The sequence below is a fragment of the Streptomyces sp. NPDC111628 genome, assembly GCF_055635195.1.
Genome location: NZ_JBVKBZ010000006.1, coordinates 537,793 through 562,270 on the forward strand (window position 1 = coordinate 537,793; position 24,478 = coordinate 562,270).

The window sequence follows — 24,478 nt, forward strand, 5'->3', positions numbered from 1 at the left end:
GACGGACCGGGGTGGCGAGGCGTCCACCAGGTCGCCCGACGGCCTGCTGTCAGGGAGCCCCGGCGCCGGACCCGGTGTTTGAGGCGGCCCGGCCGCGGCACCCGCGACGTCGAGAGAGGAGCACGCCCCATGCGCATCCTTCGCGAGCACGGCAGGCGTCCGGTGTCCTTCTCCGTCCGGGCGCTGCACGAGGTGTGGTGCCCGGCGGGGGCGACGCGGCGCACGGACGGCCCATTCACGGACGGCCGGTTCACGGCGGACGATCCTCGCGCCGCGCGGGCCCCCGCATGACGAGCGCCCCCGGCTCCGGCGCCCCCGGCTCCGGCGCCCCCCGCGCGGGCTACGCCGTCGTCGTCCCCACCCTGGTGCGCGACACGCTGGCCGACTGCCTGGCCGCGCTGGCCGCCGCGCACGGGCCGCACCCCGACGAGATCGTGCTGGTCGACGACCGGACGGACCCCGATGCCGACCCGGACACGCTGGAGCACGCACTGACCGTTCTCGGCGACCTGCGGGAGCGCACGACGGTGCTGCGCAGTGGCGGCCGCGGCCCCGCCGCCGCCCGCAACGCCGGCGTCCGGGCGGTCACCTCGCCCTGGACCGTCTTTCTCGACGACGACGTCCAGGTCGGCCCGCACTGGTGCGACCAGCTGATCCAGGACGTCACCGAGGCGGCGCCCGACACCGGTGCCGTGCAGGGTGTGATCACCGTGCCGCTGCCGGACGGACGCCGTCCCACCGACTGGGAGCGCGACACCGCCGGTCTCGCGCGAGCCCGGTGGACCGCGGCCGACATGGCCTACCGCACCGACGTACTCAAACAGGTCCGCGGCTTCGACGAACGCTTCACCCGCCCCTTCCGCGAGGACGCCGACCTGGCGCTGCGCGTCCTCGACGCGGGCTGGCGCATTCGCAGGGGCGGCCGTGCCACCCGTCACCCCGTACGCCCGGCCTCTCGCTGGGCCGCCGTGAAGCAGCAGAGCGGCAACGCCGACGACGCCCTGATGCGGCGGTTGCACGGCCCCCACTGGTGGGCCAAGGCCGTCGCACCCCGGGGCCGGATCCGGCGTCACGTGGCGATCACCGCAGCCGGTACCGCGGCCCTCGCCCTCGCGGCGGCCGGTCGTCCCGGAGCCGCGGCGGCGGCAGGCGCCGGATGGGCCGCGGGCACCGCCGAGTTCGCCTGGGCCCGGATCGAGTCCGGACCGCGTACCCGGCGCGAGGTCACCACCGTGCTCGTCACCAGCGTGCTCGTCCCGCCCGCCGCGACCTGGCACCGGCTGAGCGGACTGTGGCGCCATCGCAGCGCGCCCGCGTGGTACGAGGCGGCCGTGTGAGGCCTCCTACGCGTCCCGTGCTGCCCCGTATGCCTCTCTGGACGGCCCCGCACGCGTCCCGGGACGGCCCTCGTCCTCGGCGCGCTCCCCGACGGCCGTCAGGGACGGACCCGGCCGTCGAGGGAGTCGGCGCGTCGCCGTCGCCGATACGGCGCCACGCCCGCGGCGTCCGCACCGTCGCCGACCGCTTCGGCCCGGGTCCGGACGCCGGTACGGTTCGGCGCGCCCGCCCGCACCACCGGCCCGCCGTACGCGCGACACGCACGGCCGGGACCACCGTGACGGCCCCGGCGGCCCCGGGCCACCACGGTCCACCCCGCCTCCCCGACGGACGGGAGCGACTGCTCAAGGAGGTGACCCGATGAGGATCGCCATGGTGTCCGGGCACGCGAGCCCGCTGGCCGCGCCCGGCGGTGTCGACGCCGGAGGACAGAACGTCTACGTGGCCCGTCTCACCGAGGAGCTGGCCAAGCGCGGTCACGACGTCACGGTCTACACCCGCCGGGACGCCACGGACCTCCCCGACCGGGTGCCGCTGCCCGGCGGCGCGGTCGTCGAACACGTACCGGCCGGACCGCCCGTGTCCGTCCCCAAGGACGAACTCCTGCCGCACATGCCCGCCTTCGGCGCCCATCTGGCCCGCGCCTGGGCCCGGGAGCGGCCGGACGTGGTCCACGCCCACTTCTGGACGTCCGGTACGGCCTCGCAGCTGGGCGCCGGCCCGCTCGGCATCCCCCTGGTCCAGACCTTCCACACCCTCGGCGCGGTCAAGCGGCGCCACGAGGGCATGCGGGACACCAGCCCGTACGAGCGCGTCGGCATCGAGCGGCACCTCGGCCGAACCTGCGAGGGGGTCCTGGCGACCAGCACCGACGAGGTCGCCGAACTCGGCCGCATGGGTGTCCCCGCCCGACGGATCCGCGTGGTGCCGGGCGGCGTGGACACCGAGCACTTCCACCCCGCCGCCGACACGGGCGGCACGCCCGAGCGGCGCCTGCGGCACCGGCTCCTCACCTGCGGACGGCTCGTCCGGCGCAAGGGCCACGACCAGGCCGTCCGCGTCCTGGCCCGCCTCCCCGACACCGAGCTCCTCATCGCCGGCGGTCCGCCGGCCGGCACCGTGGAGGCCGACGCCGAGGCGCGGCGTCTGACGGACATCGCCCACCGGGCGGGAGTGGCCGACCGGGTCCGGCTGCTCGGCGCGGTGGACCCGGACGACATGCCCGCCCTGCTGCGCAGTGCCGACCTGGTGATGTGCACCCCGGTGTACGAGGCGTTCGGCCTCGTGCCCCTGGAGGCCATGGCGTGCGGCGTGCCCGTCCTCGCCACCGACGTCGGCGGCCACCGGGACTCCCTGGCCGACGGCGGCACCGGCCGCCTGGTGGCCCCGCAGGACCTCGGGGCCCTGGCGGAGGCGGCTCACGCGCTCCTCGCCGACGAACGGCTGCGCCGCCAGTTCGGCAGGAACGGCCGCGAGCGCGTCCTGCGGCACTACACCTGGGCGCGCGTCGCCGACGGCGCGGAACAGGCCTACCGCCTGCCGTCCTCCGTGCGCCCGGTACCGGCATGACGACCGGGGCCGGCCGTGCCCACGGCGACCGGACCCGACGGCCGCCAAAGCCCCGTCAGCGCCCGACCACCGGCCCGAAGGCGTCGCGCACGTCCCCGTTCGAGGGCGTGACGGCCATCCGCGACGGCAGCGCGTCGAAGTACCGGAGGACGCCGGGGCAGCTCTCGCCGCCCATCTGCACCGTGCGGTCGACGACGAGCTTCCCGGTGCGCAGCGCGTAGCCCTTCACCCGGACCGCCAGCTTGTTGAACCTGACACTGCCGATACGGCCGTTGTGGTCCCGGTACTGGCACGTCTCGACGACGTCCCCCGCCTTCGCCTCACCGGCGCACACCACCAGGGAGGCGTGGGCCGTGTCGGTCCGCCACTCCTCGGGCAGCTTGTCCGTGTACTCGGTGTCGCCGACGAACACGGCGCGGATCCGGCCCTCGCGGTAGGCGGGAGCCTGGGAGTACTTCGCCGGTTTCCGGCAGTACCCGGAGCCCATGGAGTCCGCCGCCTCGACCAGCTCGCCGATCCGGTCCAGCTCGATCGCCAGCCCCGCCTTCCTGACCCCCTTGCGGGCGGCGTCCGCGTGGGCGTCGTCGGGATACTCGTCGAGCAGCCGCTGGTAGCGCTCGCGCGCGTCCGGCCACTCCTCCGTGAACATGAAGTCGCCGGCGCAGTCCATCAGGGCCTGGGGGGCGACCCGGGCCGCGGTGGCGGAGGCGGGGCCGGTCAGGTCCTTCGGCCCGGCCGCGTGCTCCCGCAGCCAGTCCGCGATGCTCACGGTGAGACAGCCGTCGTCGGTGGGCAGCCGGCCGAGGAAGCGGTCCAGCGTGGCCCGGACGGTCCGCTCGTTGCCGGACTCGCCCAGCACCGCGCCGAGCCGCCGGAAACCGGTCTCCAGCGAGTCCAGGTCACCGGTCAGCCCGCCACTGAGATAACCCCCGGCCGTGTCCAGCCGCTCGCACGCCTCGACCACCGCGTCCCCCCGGGCGGCCAACGGCGCGGCGACCAGCCGGTGCCGGAACTCCACCCCCTCCTGGGCGTCCGCGGCGGCCCCGCAGTCCCCGTCCGCGCGGGCGTCGGCGACCTCGTCCTGGACCCCCCGCGCGTCGAACCGCACCCACCCGGCGGCCGCCAGCACCGGCACGGTGAGGGCCAGCGCGAGCAGCCGCTGCGCGCGCCGGGCCCCCGCGGCCGGGTGGCGCCGCGCGAGCCACCAGCCGTGTCCGACGACCGTCGCCCACCACAGCACCACGAGCAGCTCGCACCACGTCTCGGCGGTCCGGTACGTCAGCCACAGCAGCGCCGCCGTGACCACCGCGGCGGCCCAGAACAGCGCCCGGCGCCGCAGGATCAGGTAACCCGCCCCGAGCAGCGAGGCATTGCCGACGGCCACCGCGAGCGGATCGGGCGCACGCGGCTCCCGGGGCGCCACCCGCCCGTAGTCCGACGGGGGGTCCCAGATCTCGGCGGGGTCGGGCTGCGGAGGGACGACGGAGGGCCGGACCGGTTCCTCGTGCGGCGGTTCGGTCATTCCGCGAACTCCTCGTCGCTCTCCCCGCTGCGGGCCCGCACGTACGCCTCCCCGGCCGGCAGGTACAGCAGGACCACGCCCGGGACGGCGAGCAGCGCGGCCAACAGCAGCGTGGTGCCGCCGTACAGCGGATCGTCCAGGGCGAACGGCGCGGCGACGACGAGGATCGCCGCGGTCAGAGCGCTCACCGCGGTCCGGGCGGTGCGTCGGCCGCGGCCCGCCCGGACCGCGAACCAGAAGCAGACCGCCAGCAGCAGGAGCACCAGGGTCGCCGCGCCCTGCGGGCCGGCCGCCGTCGTCGCCGCGACCAGCGTCCCCAGCATCACCAGCACCACCGCCAGCGTCACGGTCCACGGCCGACGGGTCGCCGTCTCGGCGGTCATCGGATCACTTCCTTCATGTGCCTTGTCCGGACCTACGGGTGCGGGGTGGCGCGGCCGTGCCGGACCCGGCGGTCGTGCCACCCCGCACTCCCCCGGTCACCGATTCCACCGCGGAACACCGTTGTTCAGCAGCCCGCACCCGGCACTGAACAATGCGGCGGGCCGCGCGGAGCGAACCGGAACCGTGCGGACCCGGCGTGAAGACACCGTGAACTCCCGGTGCGCCACCCCCCGACGAGCAGCCCGGCGCTTGCCGCGCGCTGCCGCGCCTCCCTACCGTGGGCGCGCGGACGGGGACCGAGAGCGACGGCGGGGCGGGGCACACGTGGGCGGAAACGGAGTGGGACGCCGGGAGCGACGGCTGGACCCCGCGGCCGGACCGGTAGAGCGGTTCGCCGCCGAACTGCGCGCCCTGCGCGACGCGGTGGGGCGACCGACGTACCGGACGATGGCCGACAAGGTTCCCTTCTCGGTGACCGCCCTGTCGCAGGCGGCCGCCGGACGGCAACTGCCCACCCTCGCGGTCACCCTCGCCTACGTCGACGTCTGCGGCGGCGACCCGGGGGAGTGGGAGCGGCGCTGGCGGGCGGCGAGTGCCGAGGCCGCCGCACTCGCCGGCGCCGACGACGAGACCCGTCCGCCCTACCGGGGCCTGACCCGCTACGAACCGGACGACGCCGCCCTGTTCTTCGGCCGCGACCGACTGGTGGACCGGCTGGCCGGACTGACCCGCGAGCACCGCTTCACCGCCGTCTTCGGACCCTCGGGCAGCGGCAAGTCCTCCCTGCTGCGGGCCGGTCTGATCCCCCGCCTGCGCGCCCCCGGAACCGGCGCCGACGCTCCCGCGGCCGTCCGCATCCTCACCCCCGGCGCGACGCCGCTGACCACCCACGCGGACCGGCTCGGCCCGGTGCCGGACACGGACGCCGACACCTGGCTGATCGTCGACCAGTTCGAGGAGCTGTACACCCTCTGCGCCGACCCGGCCGAGCGGAACGCCTTCGTCGACCGGCTCCTGACCGCCACCGGCCCCGGCAGCCGACTGCGCGTGGTGGTCGCCGTACGCGCCGACTTCCTCGGACGCTGCGCCGAACACCCCGGTCTCACCGCCGCGTTGCAGGACGCGACCCTGCTGGCCGGTCCGATGAGCCGGGAGGAGCTGCGGGAGGCCGTCGTCCGGCCCGCCGTCGCGTCCTCCCTGGTCGTCGAACGCGCCCTGACCACCCGGCTGCTCGACGAGGTCGAGGACGCGCCGGGCGGACTGCCGCTGATGTCGCACGCGCTGCTGGAGACCTGGCGGCACCGCACCGGCCGCACCCTGACCGTGACCGGCTACGAGGCGGCCGGAGGACTGCGCGGCGCCGTCGTCCGCACCGCAGAGGAGGTGTACGGCGAACTCACCGCGCCCCAGGCCGACCTGGCCCGCCGGATCCTGCTGCGGCTGGTCGCCCCGGGCGACGGCACCCCCGACACCCGGCGCCCCGCCGAGCACGCGGAACTCGACCTCGGCGACCGGGACGGCACCCGCGCCGTGCTGGACCGGCTGGTCGCGGCCCGGCTGCTCACCTTCGACGACGGCACCGTCGAACTCGCCCACGAGGCCCTCATCACCGCATGGCCGCGGCTGCGCGGCTGGATCGACGCCGAACGCGACCGGCTCCGCGTCCACCGCGCCCTCTCCGAGGCCGCCCGCACCTGGCTGACCCTCGGCCGGGAGAACGCCGCGCTCTACGCCGGCTCACGGCTGGCCGCCGCCCGCGAGGCCTTCGCGCGGGACGAGCGGAGCGGCGAACCGGTGCCGGGGGAACTGACGCCGGTGGAGCGCGAGTTCCTGGCCGCCTCGATCCAGCGGCGGCGGCGCGCGGTGTGGATCGGGCGCGGACTGTCGGCCGTCCTCGCCCTGCTGGTCCTGGTCGCCTCGGCCACCGCCGTCGTCGCGCTCCGGGCGCGGGCCACCGCCCAGGCCGAGCGGGACGACGCCGTCTTCGGCCGGATCACCGCGGAGGCGGACCGGCTGCGCGAGACCAACGCCGCCCTCTCCGCCCGGCTGGACGTCGCCGCGCTCGGCATGCGCACCACCCCCGAACTGCGCACCGCCCTCACCACGGACACGGGCCGGGTGCTGTCCACCCGGCTGCCCGGACACGACGACATCGGCAGCGCGGTCGCCTTCGCCCCGGACGGCCGCACCCTCGCCAGCGGCGGTCACGACGGCACCGTACGACTGTGGGACACGGCCGGATCCGGCCGTCAGCTCGGTGAGCCGCTGCGGATCGCCGGCGCTCCCGTCGGCGCCGTGGCCTACGCGCCGGACGGCACCGTGCTGGTGGCGGCCGGACACAACGGCGGCATCCGGCTGTGGGACACCGCGGACCGCACCCGGCCCCGGCCCCTGGGCGCCCCCCTCGTCAGCCACGCGGGCGAGTCCGTCACCTCCGTCGCCTTCGCCCCCGACGGCCGCACCCTCGCCACCGTCGGCGACGACGGCACCCTGCGTCTGTGGGACCTCACCGACCCGGCCCGGCCCGCACCGATCGGCGCACCGGCGCACGCCGACGCGCGCAGCGTCCGGGACGTCGCCTTCGCCCCGGACGGCCGCACCCTGGCCACCGCAGGGCACGCCGGGACCGTACGGCTGTGGCGCCCGGACCGCGCCGACGGCCCGGTCCCGCTCGGCGAGCCCCGGCACGCGCACGACGCGGCGGTCTGGTCGGTGGCGTTCTCCCCGGACGGCGACACCCTCGCCACCGCCGGCTACGACGACACGGTGCGCCTGTGGGCGGTGTCGGCCGACGGCGGCCTGCGTCCGCTGGGCGAACCGCTGACCGCGCACACCGCCGCCGTGTGGTCGGTGGAGTTCAGCCCGGACGGACACACGCTGGCCAGCGCCGCGCAGGACGACACCGTCATCCTGTGGAACGTGGCCAACCCCGCCTACCCGCACCGGATCGGCGAACCGCTGACGGGGCACACCGAGGGCCTGTGGGACCTGGCCTACGGCCCGGACGGCCGCACCCTCGCCACCACCGGCGCCGACCACAGCGTCCGGGTGTGGCACCTGCCGGACAGCGTCCTGACCGATTTCACCAACCCGCTCACCGCCGTGGCCTACGACCCCACGGGCCGGCTGCTCGCCGCCGCCAGCACGGACGACGCCCTGGTCCGGCTCTGGGACGTCCGCCGGCCGGGGGCCCCGCGCCCGCTGCCGCGCCCCCTCACCGGCCACGAGGCTCCCGTCCTGACCGCGGCGTTCGCGCCGGACGGCCGTACCGTCGCGTCCGGCGCCGAGGACGGCACGCTACGGCTGTGGGACGTCTCCGACCCGTCCCGGCCGCGCCCCGCGGCCACCGTCCCGGACGCCCACCCCGGCGGTGTCCTCACCGTCGCCTTCGCCCCGGACGGCCACACCCTAGCCACCGGCGGCGTCGACGAGCGGGTCCGCCTGTGGGACGTCTCCGACCCCCACGACGTGCGCCCCGTCGGCACGCCCCTGACCGGCCACACCGACTGGGTCGGCTCCGTGGCCTTCGCCCCGGACGGGCACACCCTCGCCACCGGCAGCCAGGACAAGACGGCCCGGCTGTGGGACGTGCGCGACCGCGACCGGCCCCGGCCCGTCGGCGAACCCCTGACCGCCCACGACGACTGGGTCAACGCGGTCGCCTTCGCGCCCGGGGGCCACGTCCTCGCCACCGGCGGCCGGGACCGCACCGTACGGCTCTGGGACGTCACCGACCCCGGCCGGGCCCGCCCGCTGGGCGGCGAACTGACCGGGCACCGCGGCGGCGTCACCTCGGTCTCCTTCGCCCCGGACGGCCGCACCCTCGCCAGCGGCGGCGAGGACCACACGGTCCGCCTGTGGAACGTGGCCGACCCCGCCCACGCCGAGGCCTACGGCGACGCGCTCACCGGCCACCTGGACACCGTCACGTCGGTCGCCTTCGCGCCCGGCGGCTCCACGCTGGCCTCGGTGGGCAACGACCTGACGGCCAGGATCTGGACGCTCCACACGGACCGGGCGCTCCGTCAGGTCTGCGACCGCACCGGCGGCGACCTCACCCCCGACCGCTGGGCCGAACTCCTGCCCCGGCTGCCCTACCGGCCCACCTGTTGACCCGGCCGGTCGCTCACACGGCGTTGGTCACGGTCACCGTCACCTGGGCGCCGGGTGCCGCCCCGGACAGCGCGGCGGCCACCGCCTCGCGCACCGCGCGGGCGACGGTCAGTGCCCGGTGGTCGCGCCGGACCACGATCTGGACGTCCACCTCCCACGGCCCCGACCGCGAGGCCCGGCTCACCCGCACGCCCGCGGGTGTGCGCCCGGCGGCGCCCGGTGGTCCGGCCGGGGCGGCGGAACGGAACAGGCCGACGAGGCCCGGCCGCAGGAAGGCGACGCCGGGCACGTCGGCGGCGACCCGCGCGACGGTGTGGGCGAGCGCGTCCCGCTCGGTGGCGGCAGCGGTCACGGCCGGCTCCCTTCGTCCGCACCCACCGCGTCCGGGCCCGCCCCCGCCGGGTCCGCCCCCGCCGGGCCCGCCCCCGCCGGGTCCGCCCCCGCCGGGCCCGCCCCCGCCGGGTCCGCCCCGGCCGGTTCCGTCACGTCGGTGATGTGCACGTCCACATGGTCCACCGGCAGCCCCAGGGCGTCGTCCGCCGCCCCGCGCACCCGCCGCCGCACCTCCTCCGCGAGGTCGCGCAGTCGCGGCGTGAGCGGTACGACGACCTCCAGCCGCACCCGGACGGGGCCCCGCGTGGGCGAGCCGCCCGACTCGGCGGGCCGGATCCGGCACGAGCCGGCCCGCACCCCCGGCACGGTCTCGGCGGCGGCCCGCAACGCCTTGGCGGCCATCGCCTCCCGCACCCACAGATCCTCCTCCCGCTCCCCGAGCGGCAGCGGCCGGCCGGGCCGCAGCTCCAGCCGTACGACGTCCATGACCCGTTCGGTCAGCGCCCCCGCGTCCCACTCCGGTTCCCGGCCGCCGCCGCTCGCCCCGCGCACCGCCGCGCCGAGCAGGTCCAGCTGCCGCACGGCCGCCGAGCAGTGCGCACAGACACGCAGGTGCGGATCGTCCGCGCCGCCCTCCCCGGCCTCCCACACCTCGGACAGCAGCCGTCCGCAGGCCAGCCGTTCGTCCTCGGCGTGCTCGTCCGCGCCGCTGTTCATCGCCATGCGGTCATCACCTCCGTCAGGCAGCGTCGTGCGCGGAACACCCGGCCGCGGGCAGCCTCCGGGCTGATCCCGACCGTCTCCGCGATCGTCTCGTACGACTGGCCCTCCAGCTCTCTGAGCACCCAGCAGACCCGCTGCTCCGGGGAGAGCTCGGACAGCGACCGGCCCAGTGCCACCGCGGCGGCGTGCGACTCGGCGGCCCGGGCGGGGGAGACGGAGTGGTCCGGCGCCGCCGGTTCGGGCACGCTGTCGAGATCGGCCACCGGGCGCCGGGAACGCAGCATGTTCAGGCACCGGTTGACGACGATGCGGTGCATCCAGGTGGCGAAGGCGGACTGCCCCCGGAACTCGGGGAGCCTGCGCCACGCGCTGACGAACGCGTCCTGCACCGCGTCCTCGGCCTCCGAAGGACTGCCCAGCATGCTCGCGGCGAGCCGCAGCAGCCCGGGCGCGTGCCGCCGCACGAGCGCCTCGAAGGCGTCCTCGTCACCCTCGGCGGCCCGCACCGCGAGCAGTCCGTCGTCGCCCGGCACACGCGCTCCTTCCCACTCCACCGTTCCCGTCCTTGGACACACCGACTGCCCCCGGCGTTACGCGAGAACACGGAGAAAGGAAATTCCCGGAACCGCGTAACGCCGGGAGGGTCCCGCGGGTCCAACGCCCAGAAGCAGAGAACGACCACGGTCGACGGAGGACACCATGACGACGGCAGCGCAGACGGCCACGATCGAGAGCAAGTCCGAGAAGAACGGGCGGACCGCGCAGGGCGGCGCGACGACCGTGAGCGGCGGCTCCACCGGCGCCGCCGAACCGGCCGCGACCCGCGGCCGCACCTCCATCGCCGACGTCGTGGTCGTCAAGATCGCGGGCATGGCGGCGCGCGAGATCCCCGGCGTGTACGACATGGGCGGCGGCCTGTCCCGCACCATCGGCGCGGTCCGCGACCGGGTGCCCGGCGGCCGGCCGAACGTCGGCCGCGGCGTCAAGGTCGAGGTCGGCGAGCGGCAGACCGCGATCGACCTGGACCTCGTCGTCGAGTACGGCGTGCCGATCGCCGACCTCGCCCGGGACGTACGGGAGAACGTCGTCGACGCGGTCGAGCGGATCTCCGGCCTGGAGGTCGTCGAGGTCAACATCACGGTCAACGACGTGCACCTGCCGGACGACGAGGACCCGGAGCGCCCGGCGGAGGCGCGCGTGGAGTGACGGACGGATCCCGGGCAGGTTTCGAGGCGGAGGCGAGTGATGAGCAGAGCGGTGACCGGCATGCTGGTGGGGATGGCGCTGGCCTTCGCCGGGTGGTTCGGCGGCTTCGGCGCGTTCCTGCTGGTGGCCGCCCTGGGCGCGGTCGGCGCGGTGCTGGGGCGCCTGGTGGACAACGGCACGGACTGGCGTGAGTTCCTGGCCCCCGGCGACCGGAGGACCCGGTGACGGGCACACCGCCCGCCGGAGGAGCGGACGGCACGGCACCGGCCGCCGGGGAACCCTCCCGCCCGGCACCGGCCGCCGGGGGGCCCTCCCGCACGGCACCGGCCGCCGGGGGGGCCGCCGGTACGACACCGGCCGCGGGCCGCGCACGTACGGCACCGGGTCCGGCCGCCGAGGGGCGCACCGGCAGGGCACCGGCCGTCGGGACAGTCGCCCGTACGGCGCCCGCCGAGCGGGGCCGGACCGTCGTCGCCGACCGGGCCGTGCGCCGCATCGCGGAACGGGCCGCCGCCGAGACCGACCTCGGCGGACGCCGCGCCCGGGTGACCCACGGCACCGCCACGGTGCGCGGACGCCGCGCCGAGGTCTCGGTCGACGTGCGGCTCCCGTACCCGGCGGTGCTCGGGAAGGCCGGGGAACGGGTGCGGAGCCGGACGGCGGACCGGGTGGCCGAGCTGAGCGGCCTCACGGTGCGGACGGCGACCGTCCGCGTCCAGTCCCTGTCCGCGGACCGGGCGGCCCCGCGGCCGTCCCCGGCCCACGAGGGCGGCCCGCCGCGCGGCCGGGCCCGGCGCCCCTGGTCGGCGCGCCGGGCCCCCGCCGCGCTGGTGGCCCTGGTGGCGGCGGCAGCGTGCTCGGCCCTCCTGTACGACCTCCTGTCGGTGCACCTCGCCGACCGGCGTCCCGCCGGCCCGCGCACCGGGGCGGTCGACTGGCTGGCGACGCACGGCCCGGGGGACACCGGCGTCGTCGCGGGCGGCGCCGTCGCCGCCGTCCTGGGCGCCTGGCTGCTGTGCCTCGCCCTCACCCCGGGCCTGCGCGGCGTGCTCCCCATGTCACCGGTGCCGGGGCAGCCCGCTCAACGGGCCGTACTGGACCGCACCGCGGCGGCGGAACTGGTGCGGGACGCCGCGTCGGCCGTCCCCGGCGTGAGCCACGTCCGGGTGCGCTGCGGCCGGCGCCGGGTGCGCGTGCGGGCCCGCCTGTCCTTCGGCGACCGCCCGGCGACCCGGGCCGCGCTGCGCACCACCACCGCGGCCACCCTCACCACCCTGGGCCTGTCCCGCCGCCTCGGTCCACGCGTCACCCTCCGCCCGGCCCCGCACTGGCGCCCACCCGGTACGGAGCCTGCGGCCGGGCCACCCGGGCCCGCACCCTCGGCGGCGCACCGGCCGCCACCCGCCGACCGCCCACCGTCGGCGCAGGCCCCCGGGGCCGGAGAGACGGCGCCGGGGCCCGGAGCGGAGGAGAGCGACTCGTGAACCCGTTGTGCAACGCGGTCAACCGCACGCTGCTCGCGCTGACCGGGGCGGCCCTGCTGACCGGCGGCGGATGGCTGGCGCTCACCTCGGACGCGGTCGCCGGAGGACTGCCCGGAGGATGGCCCGCCCCGGCGGCGGGGACGGTGCTGCTGGACCGGGGTGGCCTTGCCGACCTGCGCGCACACGGCTGGTGGATGCCGGCCGTCGTCGCGGGCACGGCCTGCGCGCTGCTGCTGTGCCTCGCCTGGTTCCTCGCCCAGTTCCGCGGCGGCGGACGCCGGCTGCCGCTGGCCGGGCCCTCCCTCACCCTGCGTTCCCGCGCGCTGGCCGACGCCGTGGCCCGGCGCGCGGAGGCGACCGAGGGCGTCGACCGCGCCCAGGTGCACCTGCCCGCCGGGAGGAAGCGCTCCCGGGCCCGGGTACGGGTGCTGCTGGAACCCGGCGCCGCGCCCGGACCGGTCCTGGAGCGGCTCGCCCGCGGTCCGCTCGACGAGGCCCGCGCCTCCCTCGCGCCGCACCCGCTGAGCACCCGCGTCCGCATGGGCGTACGGTCCACGCGCGAGCGGCGTGCCCGCTGACCGCGTACCCCCGAGGCGCGCCCGGCCCGGCTCCGGGACCGCCCCGCTTTCCCCGGCGCGGCTGCGGGCCTCGCACCTGCCGGGGATCGAGGACAGGATCCGTCCTCGATCCCCGCTACCGTGCACGGCATGACGACCAAGGCAGGAACGACCGCCCCCGTCCTCGGCATCCGGGCCCTCAACCGCGCCACCCTGGCCCGCCAGTTGCTGCTGCGCCGCGCGGCGATGTCCGCCGAGGCCGCCGTCGCGCACCTCGTCGGGCTCCAGGCCCAGAACGTGAAGCCCCCGTACTACGCGCTCGCCGCCCGCCTCGAAGGCTTCACGCCCGAGGACCTGTCCGGGCCGATGGCCGACCGCCGCGTCGCCCGGCTCGTCACCCTGCGCTCGACCATCCACACCCACACCGCCGACGACTGCCTCACCCTGCGACCACTGGTGCAGCAGGCCCGGGAGCGCGAGCTGAGGACCTTCCGCAAGGGCCTGACCGGCGTCGACCTGGACCGGCTCGCCCGCCTCTCGCGGGAACTGGTGGAGGCCGAGCCGCGCACCCTGGCGCAGTTGCGCGAGGCCCTCCTCGCCGAGTGGCCCGACGCCGACCCGCAGGCGCTGTCCGTCGCCGCCCGCTGCCGGCTCCCGCTCGTCCAGGTGACGCCGCGCGGTCTGTGGGGCCGGAGCGGTCAGGTCACGCTCACCACCGCCGAGCACTGGCTGGGCCGCCCCGCGCGTCCGGCGCCCGCCCCGGACGACACCGTGCTGCGCTACCTCGCCGCGTTCGGACCCGCGTCGGTGCAGGACATGCAGACCTGGGCCGGCCTGACCCGGCTCCGGGACGCCTTCGAGCGGCTGCGCCCCCGTCTCGTCACCTTCCGGGACCCCGGCGGCACCGAACTCTTCGACCTCCCCGACGCGCCGCGCCCCGACCCGGACACCCCGGCCCCGCCGCGCTTCCTGCCCGAGTTCGACAACCTGCTCCTCTCCCACGCCGACCGCGCCCGCGTCGTCCCGCCCGCGCACAAGGGCCGCACCTGGAAGAAGAACCAGGCCTACCGCGTCCTGCTCGTCGACGGCTTCGTGGCCGGACTGTGGAAGCTCGAGGACGACGTCCTGGTCGTCGAGGCCTTCGACCGCCCCGCGAAGCGGCAGCGGGACGAGATCGTGGCCGAGGGCGAGCGGATGCTCGCGACGATGCACACCGGCACCGCCCACGACATCCGCTTCGGGACCGTACGGGACTGACACCGGGACCGTACGGGACCGACATGGAGAGGGGGCGCTGCGGGCCGCTCGTGGAGGCTCGCAACGCCCCCCGGTCTTGCACCTGAGGGATGCTCAGGGGGCTGCCCGGGCGTGGGGGGTTGGACGGGGGTCTCGGGACAGACCCCCGTATGCCCGGGCGAGCGGCACATGCTCACGCTAGAACCGGCGGTCCGGACCACCCAATGAGGGAACCCCCTAAGGGCGTCGGGCAGGGAAAACCCTCGGTTTACCGCCGGTAAACCCGGCCGTTCTCAGTCGGGACGCCGGCCCGCCGCCAGGCGGACGATGTCGACCCGGGACCGGATCCCCAGCTTGCGGTAGACGCGGGTCAGAGTCGCCTCCACGGTCTTGACGCTGACGAACAGCCGGGCGGCGATCTCCCGGTTGGTCGCGCCCTCCATCACGAGCGAGGCCACCTGACGCTCCATCGAGGCCAGCCCCGCCAGACCGTCCGGCTCGGCGACCGGCACCGGGGCCGGTCCGGACGCCCGCACCGCGACCGCGCCCTCCACCCGCCGCAGCCAGGGCAGCGCCCGGCACCGCCGGAACAGCCGCGCCGCCTCGTCGTACGAGGCCGACTCCGGGGCCCGCCCCGGCCGTTCGGCGTGCAACTCGGCCAGCGCGAAGACCGCCCGGGCCTCCTCCAGACCGAAGCCCAGCCCGGCCAGCCGCTCCCGCGCCGACGTCAACCGGGCCACGGCCGCCCGGTGTTCGCCCCGCGCCGCCCGCACCAGCGCCTCGGACCGGTCGAGGACGGCGAGCACGCTCTGCCGCCCGAGCCGCAGCGCGTGCGCCCGGGCGACCTCGATGACGTCCATGGCCTCGGCCGGCTCCCCGGTGCGCACCAGCGCCTCCGCCAGATCGCCCTGCCACCGGCCGCGCGCCGGGTCGGTGATGCCCGCCCCCGCCTCCAGCTCCCGCACCCGGCGCAACGCCCGTACGGCCGCCGCCGCGTCGCCCGCCACCAGGTGCGCGTGACCGAGCGCGGCCAGCGCTCGCGACAGGTACACGGCGTCGCCGTCGCCCTCAGCCCGCCGTACCGCCTCCCGGGCCAGCTCCAGGGCACGGTCCGGGTCGCCGCCCGCGGCCTCGGCGAGCGCGGCCTGCATCGCTCCCGCGCCCTCCCCGATGCCCGCGTCGCGTGCCAGGGTGAGGCTCTCCCGGGACAGTTCGAGGGCCCGGCCGCAGTGGCCGGAGTGCAGCTCGGTCTCCGCGAGGAAACGCAGGTAGTGGACCTCGCTCTCGGCCATGCCGCGCCGGCGCACCTCGCGCAGCAGCGCGGTGACGGTGGTCCGCGCCTCGGCCAGCCGGTCGCTCATCACCAGCCACCGGAACCGGGAGGAGCCCGCCCCGTTGTGGTGGCACGCCACCCGCGGGTCCTGCGGCTCCTGGAGCGCCCGCTGGATGGTCGCCGGAGCACCCGGATGACCCATCAGCGTCTCCGCCTGCGCCTGGAACGCCAGCGCGAGCAGCTCGGTACGCCGGTCCCCGGCCCGCGCCGCCAGCCGGGCCGCGTGCGCGGCCTCCTCCCGGCCCTGGGCGAAGTCGCCCTGCACCACCAGGGAGCGCCAGGCCAGCTGGTAGTGGACCTGGGCGAGCAGCCGCGGGTCGTCGCCCGCGTCGGCCAGGGCCTGCGGGAAGACCGCGTCGACCTCGCCGATGGCCTGTCCGGCCGCCTCGATCACCGCCATCCAGGCCCGCACCCGCTCGCCGGGCGCGGTGGCCCGGGTCAGCACCTCACGGGCGACGTCCCGGGCGAGGTCCTGCTCGCCCGCGGTGATCGCGTCCTCGGCGGCCGTCAGCCGGCGCTCGTCCGGGCCCGGCGTGCCGTCCGCCGGGGTGTGGCGGGCGGCGAGCAGCCCCAGCGAGGCGGCCACCGACGGCGCCCCGCGGTCCCGGGCCAGCGCGGCGGCCTCCGCCAGCCGGGCCGCCACCTCGGGGTCGGTGCCGGTGGTGGCCAGCGCCAGGTGCCGGGCGCGCTCGATCGGGTCGGAGGCGGCCGTGGACAGCGCGGCGTGCGCGGCCCGCCGCTCCGGCGCCGGGGCCTCGGCGTACAGCGCGGCCGAGATCAGCGGATGCGCGAACCGTACGGTCGGCCCCTCCGGGTCGGGCGCCAGCAGCCCGAGCGCCGCCGCCTGCGCGGTCTCCGCCTCCGCGTTCTCCCGGCCGGCCGCGCGCAGCAGCGCCGGGGTGGGGCGGGCACCGGCGCTGGCCACCAGGAGGGTGCGGCGGGCCTCGCCCGACAGCATCTCCAGGCGGGACAGGACCAGGGCGCGCAGCGAGGTCGGCACCGGCAGCGGCTCGCCCGGACGCGGTGCGGCGGGGCTCTCGGCCAGGGCCCGGCCCAGCTCCAGGGCGAACAGCGGGTTGCCGCCGCTGGTGCGGTGGATGTCCCGGACGGTGGAACGGTGCAGGCCCGAGTAGCCGCGTTCGTCGAGCAGCGCCGACACCTGGGCGCGGGTCAGCGGCCCGAGGCGGACCGCGCGGGTGTCCGGCGGGGAGGCCCGCAGATGGCGGTCGTACTCGGCGTCGTCCGTCTCGGTCCCCTCGGTCCGTACCGCGCACAGCAGCCGTACCGGCGTCTCGCCCAGGCGGCGGGCGGCGAAGCCGAGGAGTTCCGCGCTGGCCGGATCGAGCCACTGGAGGTCGTCGGCGACGACGAGGACGGGCCCCTCGACGGCGAGGGCGCGCAGCGCGGACAGCACCGCCAAGCGCAGCGCCAGACCGTCGCGCTGGAGGGTGGACTCGCCGCGGCCGGTGAGCGCCGACTCCAGTGCGGTGCGCTGGGCGGCGGGCAGCGCCCCGGAGACCTGGTCGAGGACCTGGCCCAGGAGGTCGGCGAGGGCGAGGAAGGGGAGATGGGACTCGGACTCGGTGGCCGAGCAGCGCAGCACGGTGCGCGCCGTGCGGGCGTATTCCGCGGCCAGGGTGCGCAGGACCGTCGACTTTCCGATTCCGGCGGGGCCGTGCAGCAGCACACTGCCGCCCCGGGCGAGCTGCTCACGCGCCGCGCCGAACGGCCCCTCCCGCCCGATGACCAGGTCGGAGCGGCATCCGGCAGCCTCCGCGAAGTCCCGTGGCACGGTGACCGCTCCCCTCCGTGTGGCGTGTCCGGGCCAATATTAGGCAACGGCGCATTGCGTTACGGAGGGTCGGCGAGGTGACCCGAACAACAAACGGGTCACCGTCCAAAACCAAACCCGGCCGGGACATGCCCGCGCCCGCCCCGTCCCGGCCCGCCTCCTACGGCAGCCACCCCGTTCGGCGGGCAGACGCGACGGCCTCCGTGCGGGTGCGGGCGCCCAGTTTGCGCATGGCCGAGCGCAGATAGCTCTTGACGGTCTCCGGACCCACCCCGAGCCGCTCGGCCGCCGCCCCGTTCGTCGCGCCCGCGGCCACGCAGGCCAGCACGTCCACCTCGCGCGGCGCCAGCCGGGGCCCCGGCACGGGGCCGCTCCCCGCCACCAGCAGACCGCACGCGCGCAGCAGCTCGTCCCGCAGCGCCGGGTCCGTGATCCTCGGGGCCAGCGCCCGCAGCGCCGCGTGCGCCTCCCGCACCTGCTCCCAGGCCGCACCGCCCGCCGCACCCGGCGCGGGCGCACCCGGCGCGGGCGCGGCCGCCGCCAGCAGCTCGTCCGCCTCGTCCCGCAGCACCAGCGCCTGCTCCGCGTCCCGCGCCGCCGCCACGGCCGCGCTCAGCGTGCGGTCGCCCAGCGGCTGGGCCGTGCGCAGGGCGCCGTACAGGACGCCGCGCACCCGGCGCCGTACGACCACCGGCACCGCGAGGACCGAGCGCAGGCCCTCGGCGGCGACCGGCAGGTCGTACTCGTGGCTGATCTGCCGGGAGACGGAGTAGTCCGTCACCGCGCACGGCCGCGACAGCGCCACCGCCCGGCCACCGAGCCCGTTGCCGGCGGTCACCGCCAGCGCGCTGAGCGCCGTCGTGGCCGTGCCGCTCAGCTCGCTGATGCGCACCTGGCGCCGGCCGGACTCGACGAGGCCGCCGAAGGCGACGGGCAGCCCGGTCGTGCGCCGCAGCCGCACCAGCGCGCTGCGGATCTGAGCCGCGTCCACCGCGTCCACCGCCACCCGTACCGCCCTCCCTCGTGATCGTTCCGGGACGCACACCCCCGTTCGGGGGTAGTGAGACCCACATCACGGATTACACGATGGCACAGAGCCGCCCGGCAAGGTCCGGCACCGAGGAGGACAGATGACGACGGCCACGGAGCTGTTCCGCACCGCACGGGACTTCCTGCTGGAACACCGCGAGGACTACACCGCCGCCTACGAGGGGTTCCGGTGGCCCCGCCCCGAGCACTTCAACTGGGCGCTGGACTGGTTCGACGTCATCGCCGACGGCAACGACCGCACCGCCCTGCACATCGTCGAGGAGGACGGCCGCGAGGTCCGGGTCTCCTTCGCCGAGATGTCCGCCCGCTCCGACCGGGTCGCGAACCGCCTGCGCGAGTGGGGCGTCGGCCCGGAGGACCGCATCCTCGTGATGCTGGGCAACCAGGCCGAGCTGTGGGAGACCGCGCTGGCCGCGATGAAGCTGCGCGCGGTCGTCATCCCGGCCACCACCCTGCTCGGCCCCGCCGACCTGCGCGACCGCGTCGACCGCGGCCGGGTCGGGCACGTGATCGTGCGCGCCGAGGACACCGGCAAGTTCGACGACGTGCCCGGCGACTACACGCGCATCTCGGTCGGCGGCGGCAAGGACGCTCCGGCGCCCGGCTGGCGGGCGTACGAGGACGTGTACGGGGCCTCCGACGCCTTCACGCCGGACGGCCCCACCGCCGCCGACGACCCGCTGATGCTGTACTTCACCTCCGGCACCACCGCCCGCCCCAAACTGGTCGAGCACACCCACGTGTCGTACCCCGTCGGCCACCTGGCGACCATGTACTGGATCGGCCTGAAGCCCGGGGACGTCCATCTCAACATCTCCTCGCCCGGCTGGGCCAAGCACGCCTGGTCGAACCTGTTCGCGCCGTGGAACGCCGAGGCGACCGTCTTCCTGTACAACTACACGCGGTTCGACGCACCCCGCCTGATGGCCGAGATGGACCGGGCCGGGGTGACCACCTTCTGCGCCCCGCCCACCGTGTGGCGCATGCTCATCCAGGCCGACCTCACCCGGCTCGCCACCCCGCCGCGCGAGGTCGTCGCCGCCGGTGAGCCGCTCAACCCCGAGGTGATCGAGCAGGTCCGCCGCCTGTGGGGGAGGACGATCCGGGACGGCTTCGGCCAGACCGAGACCGCCGTCCAGGTCTCCAACAGCCCCGGCCAGGTGCTGAAGACCGGCTCGATGGGCCGCCCCAGCCCCGGCTACCGCGTCGAACTGATCGACCCGGTCACCGGCGCACCCGGCGCCGCCGAGGGCGAGATCGCCCTGGACCTGTCCGCGCACCCCGTCGGCCTGATGACCGGCTACCACGGCGACCCCGACCGCACCGCCGAGGCGATGGCGGGCGGCTACTACCGCACCGGCGACATCGGCGCGCGCGACGAGGACGGCTACCTCACCTACGTGGGCCGGGCCGACGACGTGTTCAAGGCCTCCGACTACAAGATCAGCCCCTTCGAGCTGGAGAGCGCGCTGCTGGAGCACGAGGCGGTCGCCGAGGCCGCGGTCGTGCCCGCGCCGGACGAACTGCGCCTCGCGGTGCCGAAGGCGTACATCGTGCTCGCGGCGGGCTGGGAGCCGGGCCCGGACACCGCGAAGGTCCTCTTCGAGCACTCCCGCGACACGCTCGCCCCCTACAAGCGGGTGCGCCGCCTGGAGTTCGGAGAGCTGCCCAAGACCGTCTCCGGCAAGATCCGCCGCATCGAGCTGCGCGAGGCCACGGCGGCCGGTTCCGCGAACGAGTACCGCGAGGAGGACTTCCGGTGACCGCACCCTCGGCACAGCCGTCGTACGCCCACGGCACCAGCACCACCCCGCTCCTCGGCGACACCATCGGCGCCAACCTCGGCCACGCGATCGCCGCCCACCCGGACCGCGAGGCCCTCGTCGACGTCCCGTCCGGACGGCGCTGGACCTACGCCGAGTTCGGCGCCGCCGTCGACGAGCTGGCCCGCGGACTGCTCGCGAAGGGCGTCACCAAGGGCGACCGGGTCGGCATCTGGGCGGTCAACTGCCCCGAGTGGGTCCTCGTCCAGTACGCCACCGCCCGCATCGGCGTCATCATGGTGAACGTCAACCCCGCCTGTCGGGCGCACGAGTTGGAGTACGTCCTCAAACAGTCCGGCATCACCCTGCTGGTCGCCTCCCTCGCTCACAAGAGCAGCGACTACCGGGCGATCGTGGAGCAGGTCCGCGGCCGCTGCCCCGCGCTGCGCGAGACCGTCTACATCGGCGACCCGTCCTGGGACGCGCTCACCGCGGGCGCCGCGTCGGTGCCGCAGGAGCGGGTCGACGCGCTCGCCGCCGAGCTGAGCTGCGACGACCCGGTCAACATCCAGTACACCTCCGGCACCACCGGCTTCCCGAAGGGCGCCACCCTCTCCCACCACAACATCCTCAACAACGGCTACTGGGTGGGCCGCACGGTCGGCTACACCGAGCAGGACCGGGTCTGCCTGCCGGTGCCCTTCTACCACTGCTTCGGCATGGTCATGGGCAACCTGGGCGCCACCTCCCACGGCGCCTGCATCGTCATCCCCGCCCCGTCCTTCGAGCCGGCGGCGACCCTGGAGGCGGTGCAGCGGGAGCGGTGCACGTCCCTGTACGGCGTACCGACGATGTTCATCGCCGAACTGAACCTGCCGGACTTCGCCGCCTACGACCTCACCTCCCTGCGCACCGGCATCATGGCGGGCTCGCCCTGCCCGGTGGAGGTGATGAAGCGGGTGGTCGCCGAGATGCACATGGAGCAGGTCTCCATCTGCTACGGCATGACCGAGACCTCCCCGGTCTCCCTGCAGACCCGCATGGACGACGACCTCGAACACCGCACCGGCACCGTCGGCCGCGTCCTGCCGCACATCGAGGTCAAGGTCGTCGACCCGGTCACCGGCGTGACCCTGCCGCGCGGCGACGCGGGCGAACTGCGCACCCGCGGCTACAGCGTGATGCTCGGCTACTGGGAGGAGCCCGCGAAGACCGCCGAGGCCATCGACCCGGGCCGCTGGATGCACACCGGGGACCTCGCGGTGATGCGCGAGGACGGATACGTCGAGATCGTCGGCCGCATCAAGGACATGATCATCCGGGGCGGCGAGAACATCTACCCGCGCGAGGTCGAGGAGTTCCTGTACGCCCACCCGAAGATCGCGGACGTCCAGGTCGTCGGCGTCCCGCACGAACGCTACGGCGAGGAGGTCCTGGCCTGCGTCGTCGTGCGCGACGCCGCCGACCCGCTCACCCTGGAGGAACTGCGCGCCTACTGCGCCGGGCAGCTCGCCCACTACAAGGTGCCCAGCCGCCTCCAGCTCCTCGACTCCTTCCCGATGACCGTCTCGGGGAAGGTGCGCAAGGTGGAGTTGCGGGAGCGGTACGCAGCGCGCGCCTGACGGGCTCTACTGGATCAGCTCCAGGTGCGGGTGGTCCGTGGACGCCGGGCAGACGTGGAGTTGCAGGTCGTAGCCGCCGGCGACGACGACGCGGGTGTAGTTGGTCGGGGGAACGCCGGGAGGAAGCGGGTCCCGTGCCCGGTCCCCCTCGGGGGCCCAGCTTTCGGTGCCGGAGTCCCATTCGGCCGTGGCGATGGTCAGCAGCGGCTCCAACCCGGTGCCGCACACGGAGCAGTCGCGGGGCATGGGATCGGTCAGACCCCAGCGGGACCAGCCACCCGTCTTCCAACCGGGGGCGAGGGACAGCCTGTGCTTGTAGAACTCCTGAGGCGCTACGGCGTAGGCGTCGTCCACCGCGGGCCCGGCGGCCTGCCACCGTTCCCAGTCCGCGAGCTGTTCCCGCAACTCCTTGTCCAGCTCCAGGAAGTTGGGGTATTCGGTGACCTCCTCCGGCGAGAGCAGGGACGGCGCGGGCACATAGTCGGAGGTCTGGACCGCGGGCGGCTCGGGAGGTGTGGCGAGAACGTCGGTGACCGCGTCGGCGGACCGCCAGAACAGCGCGGTCCTGGGGTGCTCCGGATGGTCGAAGGGGCACCACAGCACCTGGAGCAGATCGGCGTCGGACCGCCCGGGCCGGGCCAGCAGGGGAATGTCACGCCGGTACAACTGGGCCACGGGCACCATGGCGATCGGGCCCTCGGGCCACGGACGCCCGGCGTAGATCCGCGCGAGGACCGCCTTCTCCTCGGGCGTGTACTCAGCCCCCTGTGGATTGCCGTGCGACCGGTTCACCGCGGCCGTCTGGATGCGCCGCTGCTCCCGCACGTCCTCCGGTGACGAGGGGTCGTTGACCTGGTCCCACTCGTGCGGGCCGGCGCAGTACGGCCACGGCTCGTCGGCGGGCCACAGCAGTGGCCCGCCGACCGAGCTGTCGTGCGGCGTCGGCGACCCGGCGCGAGGATGCAACCGGGTCGCCGTGCGGGCCAGCGGGGCCAGTTGAGGGAAGAACGCGGTGACGTCGAACGGCCGCGGTGGGGTGGTGCGACTCATACTGGCTCCCGATGGCGAGATTCGGCCGGGTTCAGTTCCCGAGGTTGAGCGTCCCGGTGTTCATGCCGGACTGCCAGCAGGGGACGAGATTGTCCTGCCTGCCGTCCAGTATCTGGCCCTTGCCGCCGAGTACGTTCGGGATCAGGTGGCAGCGGGCGAGCCCGGCGTTCGGGGCGTAGGTGTCGCGGTACAGCCCCGCGTCCTGCCACCCGGTGATGTCACCGTCGGCCGCGGTGCCGGTGTCGAGGTTCTTCCCCAGGCAGGCCGTCGCCTGGGCCGCGCGGGTGCCGGCGCCGTTCGGCGTGGTGGTCTTGTTGACGTGAGCGACGGCTTGGGTGGTGTTCCTGATCCACCCGTAGGGCACCGCCGTCGCGTGACGTGACGGAGAGGCGCAGGACCTGCGCCCCGCCCGCTGGAAGACGCTGCGCGCCATGGCCCGGCTCGGTGCGGCTCCGGGGTTCCCGGCGGCTTCGGCACGCGGCACGACGCGTCGGCCTTCAAGACCATGACCGGTCTCGAAGGCCGACGTCACGACCCACGGCGCCGGGAGGTGCCGTTCCCGTCGAAGTGGCTACTTGGTGACCCGGATCTCCACGAGCATGTGGTCGCGGCCCTCGGGGTCCGCACTTTCGCCCACCGGCGTCCAGGTGTTCTTGTCGATCTCGTAGGACTTCTCCTCCGTGCCGACCGTCATGTCGACCGTGGTGGAGTAGTCATTTCCCTTGATCGAGAAGACGGCGGGTATCTCCAGGGTCAGCCAGCCCTCGTTGCCGACGGTGTTGAAGCAGATCTTGCTGCCCCTGTCACGGGCCAGGAGCTCCAACTGCCCGGTCCCCGTCGCGCAGTCGGCGAGCGTGATGTGGCCGTCGCCCCGCTTCAGAACGATGTTCTGCTCGGCCAGGATCTTGTCGGCCCCGGGGTAGTTGAAGTCCTCCACGGCGTAGCCGGGGGCCCCCTCCGCGACCAGCGCGGGGGCGTCGGCCGTCTCATCGGCACCGGTGCCTCCGCCCGGCACGCCGCCGACGACCGCGGTCCAGGCCAGCGCGCCACCGACGGCGGCGGTGCCGAGTACCCGTACCGTGAGCCGCATTCTCCGCGACTTTCCGACGTTAGTGCTGGTTTCCTTCATCGTATCCCTAATCTCGAAGCCGCCGCCCGGATTTGAAAACCACCGGTCGTGAAACCGATCGCGAACAGGGGAAGCCCACACATACGGAATGGCCCCCTCTTGCGTGTCACTGGCACGCCTTCGCGACGCACTTGCCGAACGCCGATGATCGTCGTCGGCCCTGGCATCCCAGCATGGTGACGCACCCACGTCCAGCACCCCGAAACCGCCCACATCAGGATATTGGCAGCAAATTCTACGTGACCTGCGTCACGACGAGGCGAGGCGGTGCGGG

21 protein-coding genes are annotated in these 24,478 nt (G+C 75.6%); 11 read left to right on the top strand and 10 right to left on the bottom strand.

What is annotated here, in order from left to right; all coding sequences use genetic code 11:
• Positions 1-129 precede the first annotated feature (129 nt).
• From ACZ7MF_RS31835 to ACZ7MF_RS31845, 3 genes are all read left to right on the top strand, one after another.
• A complete protein-coding gene (locus ACZ7MF_RS31835; protein WP_471481720.1) occupies positions 130-291 on the top strand; it encodes a hypothetical protein in 162 nt (53 codons plus the stop codon).
• Positions 288-1,337: a glycosyltransferase gene (locus ACZ7MF_RS31840; protein WP_471481721.1), complete on the top strand. Its 1,050-nt coding sequence runs from the start codon at positions 288-290 to the stop codon at positions 1,335-1,337. The genes ACZ7MF_RS31835 and ACZ7MF_RS31840 overlap by 4 nt, the downstream gene beginning before the upstream one ends.
• A 361-nt stretch (positions 1,338-1,698) precedes the next feature.
• Complete coding sequence (locus ACZ7MF_RS31845; protein WP_471481722.1) at positions 1,699-2,907, top strand: glycosyltransferase; 1,209 nt, start codon at positions 1,699-1,701, stop codon at positions 2,905-2,907.
• A 55-nt stretch (positions 2,908-2,962) separates the two neighbouring features.
• On the opposite strand, the gene ACZ7MF_RS31850 is transcribed toward ACZ7MF_RS31845, so the two are convergent.
• On the bottom strand, positions 2,963-4,429 hold the full coding sequence (locus ACZ7MF_RS31850; RefSeq protein ID WP_471481723.1) for a tetratricopeptide repeat protein: 1,467 nt from the start codon (positions 4,427-4,429) through the stop codon (positions 2,963-2,965).
• The gene (locus ACZ7MF_RS31855) at positions 4,426-4,812 is read right to left on the bottom strand and encodes a hypothetical protein (protein ID WP_471481724.1); all 387 of its coding nucleotides are present in this window, start codon (positions 4,810-4,812) and stop codon (positions 4,426-4,428) included. Before ACZ7MF_RS31855 ends, ACZ7MF_RS31850 begins: the two co-directional genes overlap by 4 nt.
• A gap of 340 nt (positions 4,813-5,152) precedes the next feature.
• Here ACZ7MF_RS31855 and ACZ7MF_RS31860 point away from each other — a divergent pair, with 340 nt between their 5' ends.
• Entirely contained in the window at positions 5,153-8,926 is a 3,774-nt protein-coding gene (locus ACZ7MF_RS31860; RefSeq protein WP_471481725.1) for an nSTAND1 domain-containing NTPase, read from the top strand.
• 13 nt (positions 8,927-8,939) lie between these two features.
• Here the strand turns inward: ACZ7MF_RS31860 and ACZ7MF_RS31865 are convergent, their stop codons facing one another.
• The 3 genes from ACZ7MF_RS31865 to ACZ7MF_RS31875 are packed head-to-tail and all read right to left on the bottom strand — an operon-like array spanning position 8,940 to position 10,515.
• On the bottom strand, positions 8,940-9,278 hold the full coding sequence (locus ACZ7MF_RS31865; protein WP_471481726.1) for an Asp23/Gls24 family envelope stress response protein: 339 nt from the start codon (positions 9,276-9,278) through the stop codon (positions 8,940-8,942).
• Complete coding sequence (locus tag ACZ7MF_RS31870; protein ID WP_471481727.1) at positions 9,275-9,982, bottom strand: Asp23/Gls24 family envelope stress response protein; 708 nt, start codon at positions 9,980-9,982, stop codon at positions 9,275-9,277. The genes ACZ7MF_RS31865 and ACZ7MF_RS31870 overlap by 4 nt, the downstream gene beginning before the upstream one ends.
• The gene (locus ACZ7MF_RS31875; protein ID WP_471481728.1) at positions 9,973-10,515 is read right to left on the bottom strand and encodes an RNA polymerase sigma factor; all 543 of its coding nucleotides are present in this window, start codon (positions 10,513-10,515) and stop codon (positions 9,973-9,975) included. The genes ACZ7MF_RS31870 and ACZ7MF_RS31875 overlap by 10 nt, the downstream gene beginning before the upstream one ends.
• A gap of 166 nt (positions 10,516-10,681) precedes the next feature.
• On the opposite strand from ACZ7MF_RS31875, the gene ACZ7MF_RS31880 reads away from it, so the two are divergent.
• From ACZ7MF_RS31880 to ACZ7MF_RS31900, 5 genes are all read left to right on the top strand, one after another.
• Positions 10,682-11,188 (top strand): Asp23/Gls24 family envelope stress response protein, encoded by a 507-nt coding sequence (locus tag ACZ7MF_RS31880; protein ID WP_361006273.1) that lies wholly within the window; start codon positions 10,682-10,684, stop codon positions 11,186-11,188.
• A gap of 39 nt (positions 11,189-11,227) precedes the next feature.
• A complete protein-coding gene (locus tag ACZ7MF_RS31885) occupies positions 11,228-11,413 on the top strand; it encodes a hypothetical protein (RefSeq protein WP_385358421.1) in 186 nt (61 codons plus the stop codon).
• The gene (locus ACZ7MF_RS31890) at positions 11,410-12,672 is read left to right on the top strand and encodes a DUF6286 domain-containing Asp23/Gls24 family envelope stress response protein (protein WP_471481729.1); all 1,263 of its coding nucleotides are present in this window, start codon (positions 11,410-11,412) and stop codon (positions 12,670-12,672) included. Before ACZ7MF_RS31885 ends, ACZ7MF_RS31890 begins: the two co-directional genes overlap by 4 nt.
• Positions 12,669-13,250, top strand: a complete 582-nt coding sequence (locus tag ACZ7MF_RS31895) for an Asp23/Gls24 family envelope stress response protein (RefSeq protein ID WP_471481730.1) — start codon at positions 12,669-12,671, stop codon at positions 13,248-13,250. Before ACZ7MF_RS31890 ends, ACZ7MF_RS31895 begins: the two co-directional genes overlap by 4 nt.
• A 129-nt stretch (positions 13,251-13,379) precedes the next feature.
• Positions 13,380-14,486 carry a winged helix DNA-binding domain-containing protein gene (locus tag ACZ7MF_RS31900; RefSeq protein WP_471481731.1) on the top strand — a complete coding sequence of 369 codons (1,107 nt, stop codon included), beginning with the start codon at positions 13,380-13,382 and terminating at the stop codon, positions 14,484-14,486.
• A 272-nt stretch (positions 14,487-14,758) separates the two neighbouring features.
• Here ACZ7MF_RS31900 and ACZ7MF_RS31905 read toward each other — a convergent pair whose 3' ends face one another.
• Both ACZ7MF_RS31905 and ACZ7MF_RS31910 read right to left on the bottom strand, forming a co-directional pair.
• The gene (locus ACZ7MF_RS31905) at positions 14,759-17,590 is read right to left on the bottom strand and encodes an AAA family ATPase (RefSeq protein WP_471481732.1); all 2,832 of its coding nucleotides are present in this window, start codon (positions 17,588-17,590) and stop codon (positions 14,759-14,761) included.
• Between the two features lie 160 nt (positions 17,591-17,750).
• Positions 17,751-18,596: a helix-turn-helix transcriptional regulator gene (locus ACZ7MF_RS31910; RefSeq protein ID WP_471481733.1), complete on the bottom strand. Its 846-nt coding sequence runs from the start codon at positions 18,594-18,596 to the stop codon at positions 17,751-17,753.
• 124 nt (positions 18,597-18,720) lie between these two features.
• Here ACZ7MF_RS31910 and ibuL point away from each other — a divergent pair, with 124 nt between their 5' ends.
• Together ibuL and lbuL are read left to right on the top strand one after the other, a co-directional pair.
• Complete coding sequence (gene ibuL / locus ACZ7MF_RS31915; RefSeq protein WP_471481734.1) at positions 18,721-20,403, top strand: isobutyrate:CoA ligase IbuL; 1,683 nt, start codon at positions 18,721-18,723, stop codon at positions 20,401-20,403.
• Positions 20,400-22,025, top strand: coding sequence for a linear/branched/unsaturated fatty acid:CoA ligase LbuL (gene lbuL / locus ACZ7MF_RS31920; RefSeq protein WP_471481735.1), 1,626 nt, complete (start codon positions 20,400-20,402; stop codon positions 22,023-22,025). Before ibuL ends, lbuL begins: the two co-directional genes overlap by 4 nt.
• A 6-nt stretch (positions 22,026-22,031) precedes the next feature.
• On the opposite strand, the gene ACZ7MF_RS31925 is transcribed toward lbuL, so the two are convergent.
• The 3 genes from ACZ7MF_RS31925 to ACZ7MF_RS31935 form a co-directional block, all read right to left on the bottom strand.
• Complete coding sequence (locus tag ACZ7MF_RS31925) at positions 22,032-23,075, bottom strand: hypothetical protein (protein ID WP_471481736.1); 1,044 nt, start codon at positions 23,073-23,075, stop codon at positions 22,032-22,034.
• 31 nt (positions 23,076-23,106) lie between these two features.
• Positions 23,107-23,508: a hypothetical protein gene (locus tag ACZ7MF_RS31930; protein WP_471481737.1), complete on the bottom strand. Its 402-nt coding sequence runs from the start codon at positions 23,506-23,508 to the stop codon at positions 23,107-23,109.
• A gap of 138 nt (positions 23,509-23,646) precedes the next feature.
• Entirely contained in the window at positions 23,647-24,165 is a 519-nt protein-coding gene (locus ACZ7MF_RS31935; protein WP_471481738.1) for a hypothetical protein, read from the bottom strand.
• Between the last annotated feature and the right edge of the window lie 313 nt (positions 24,166-24,478).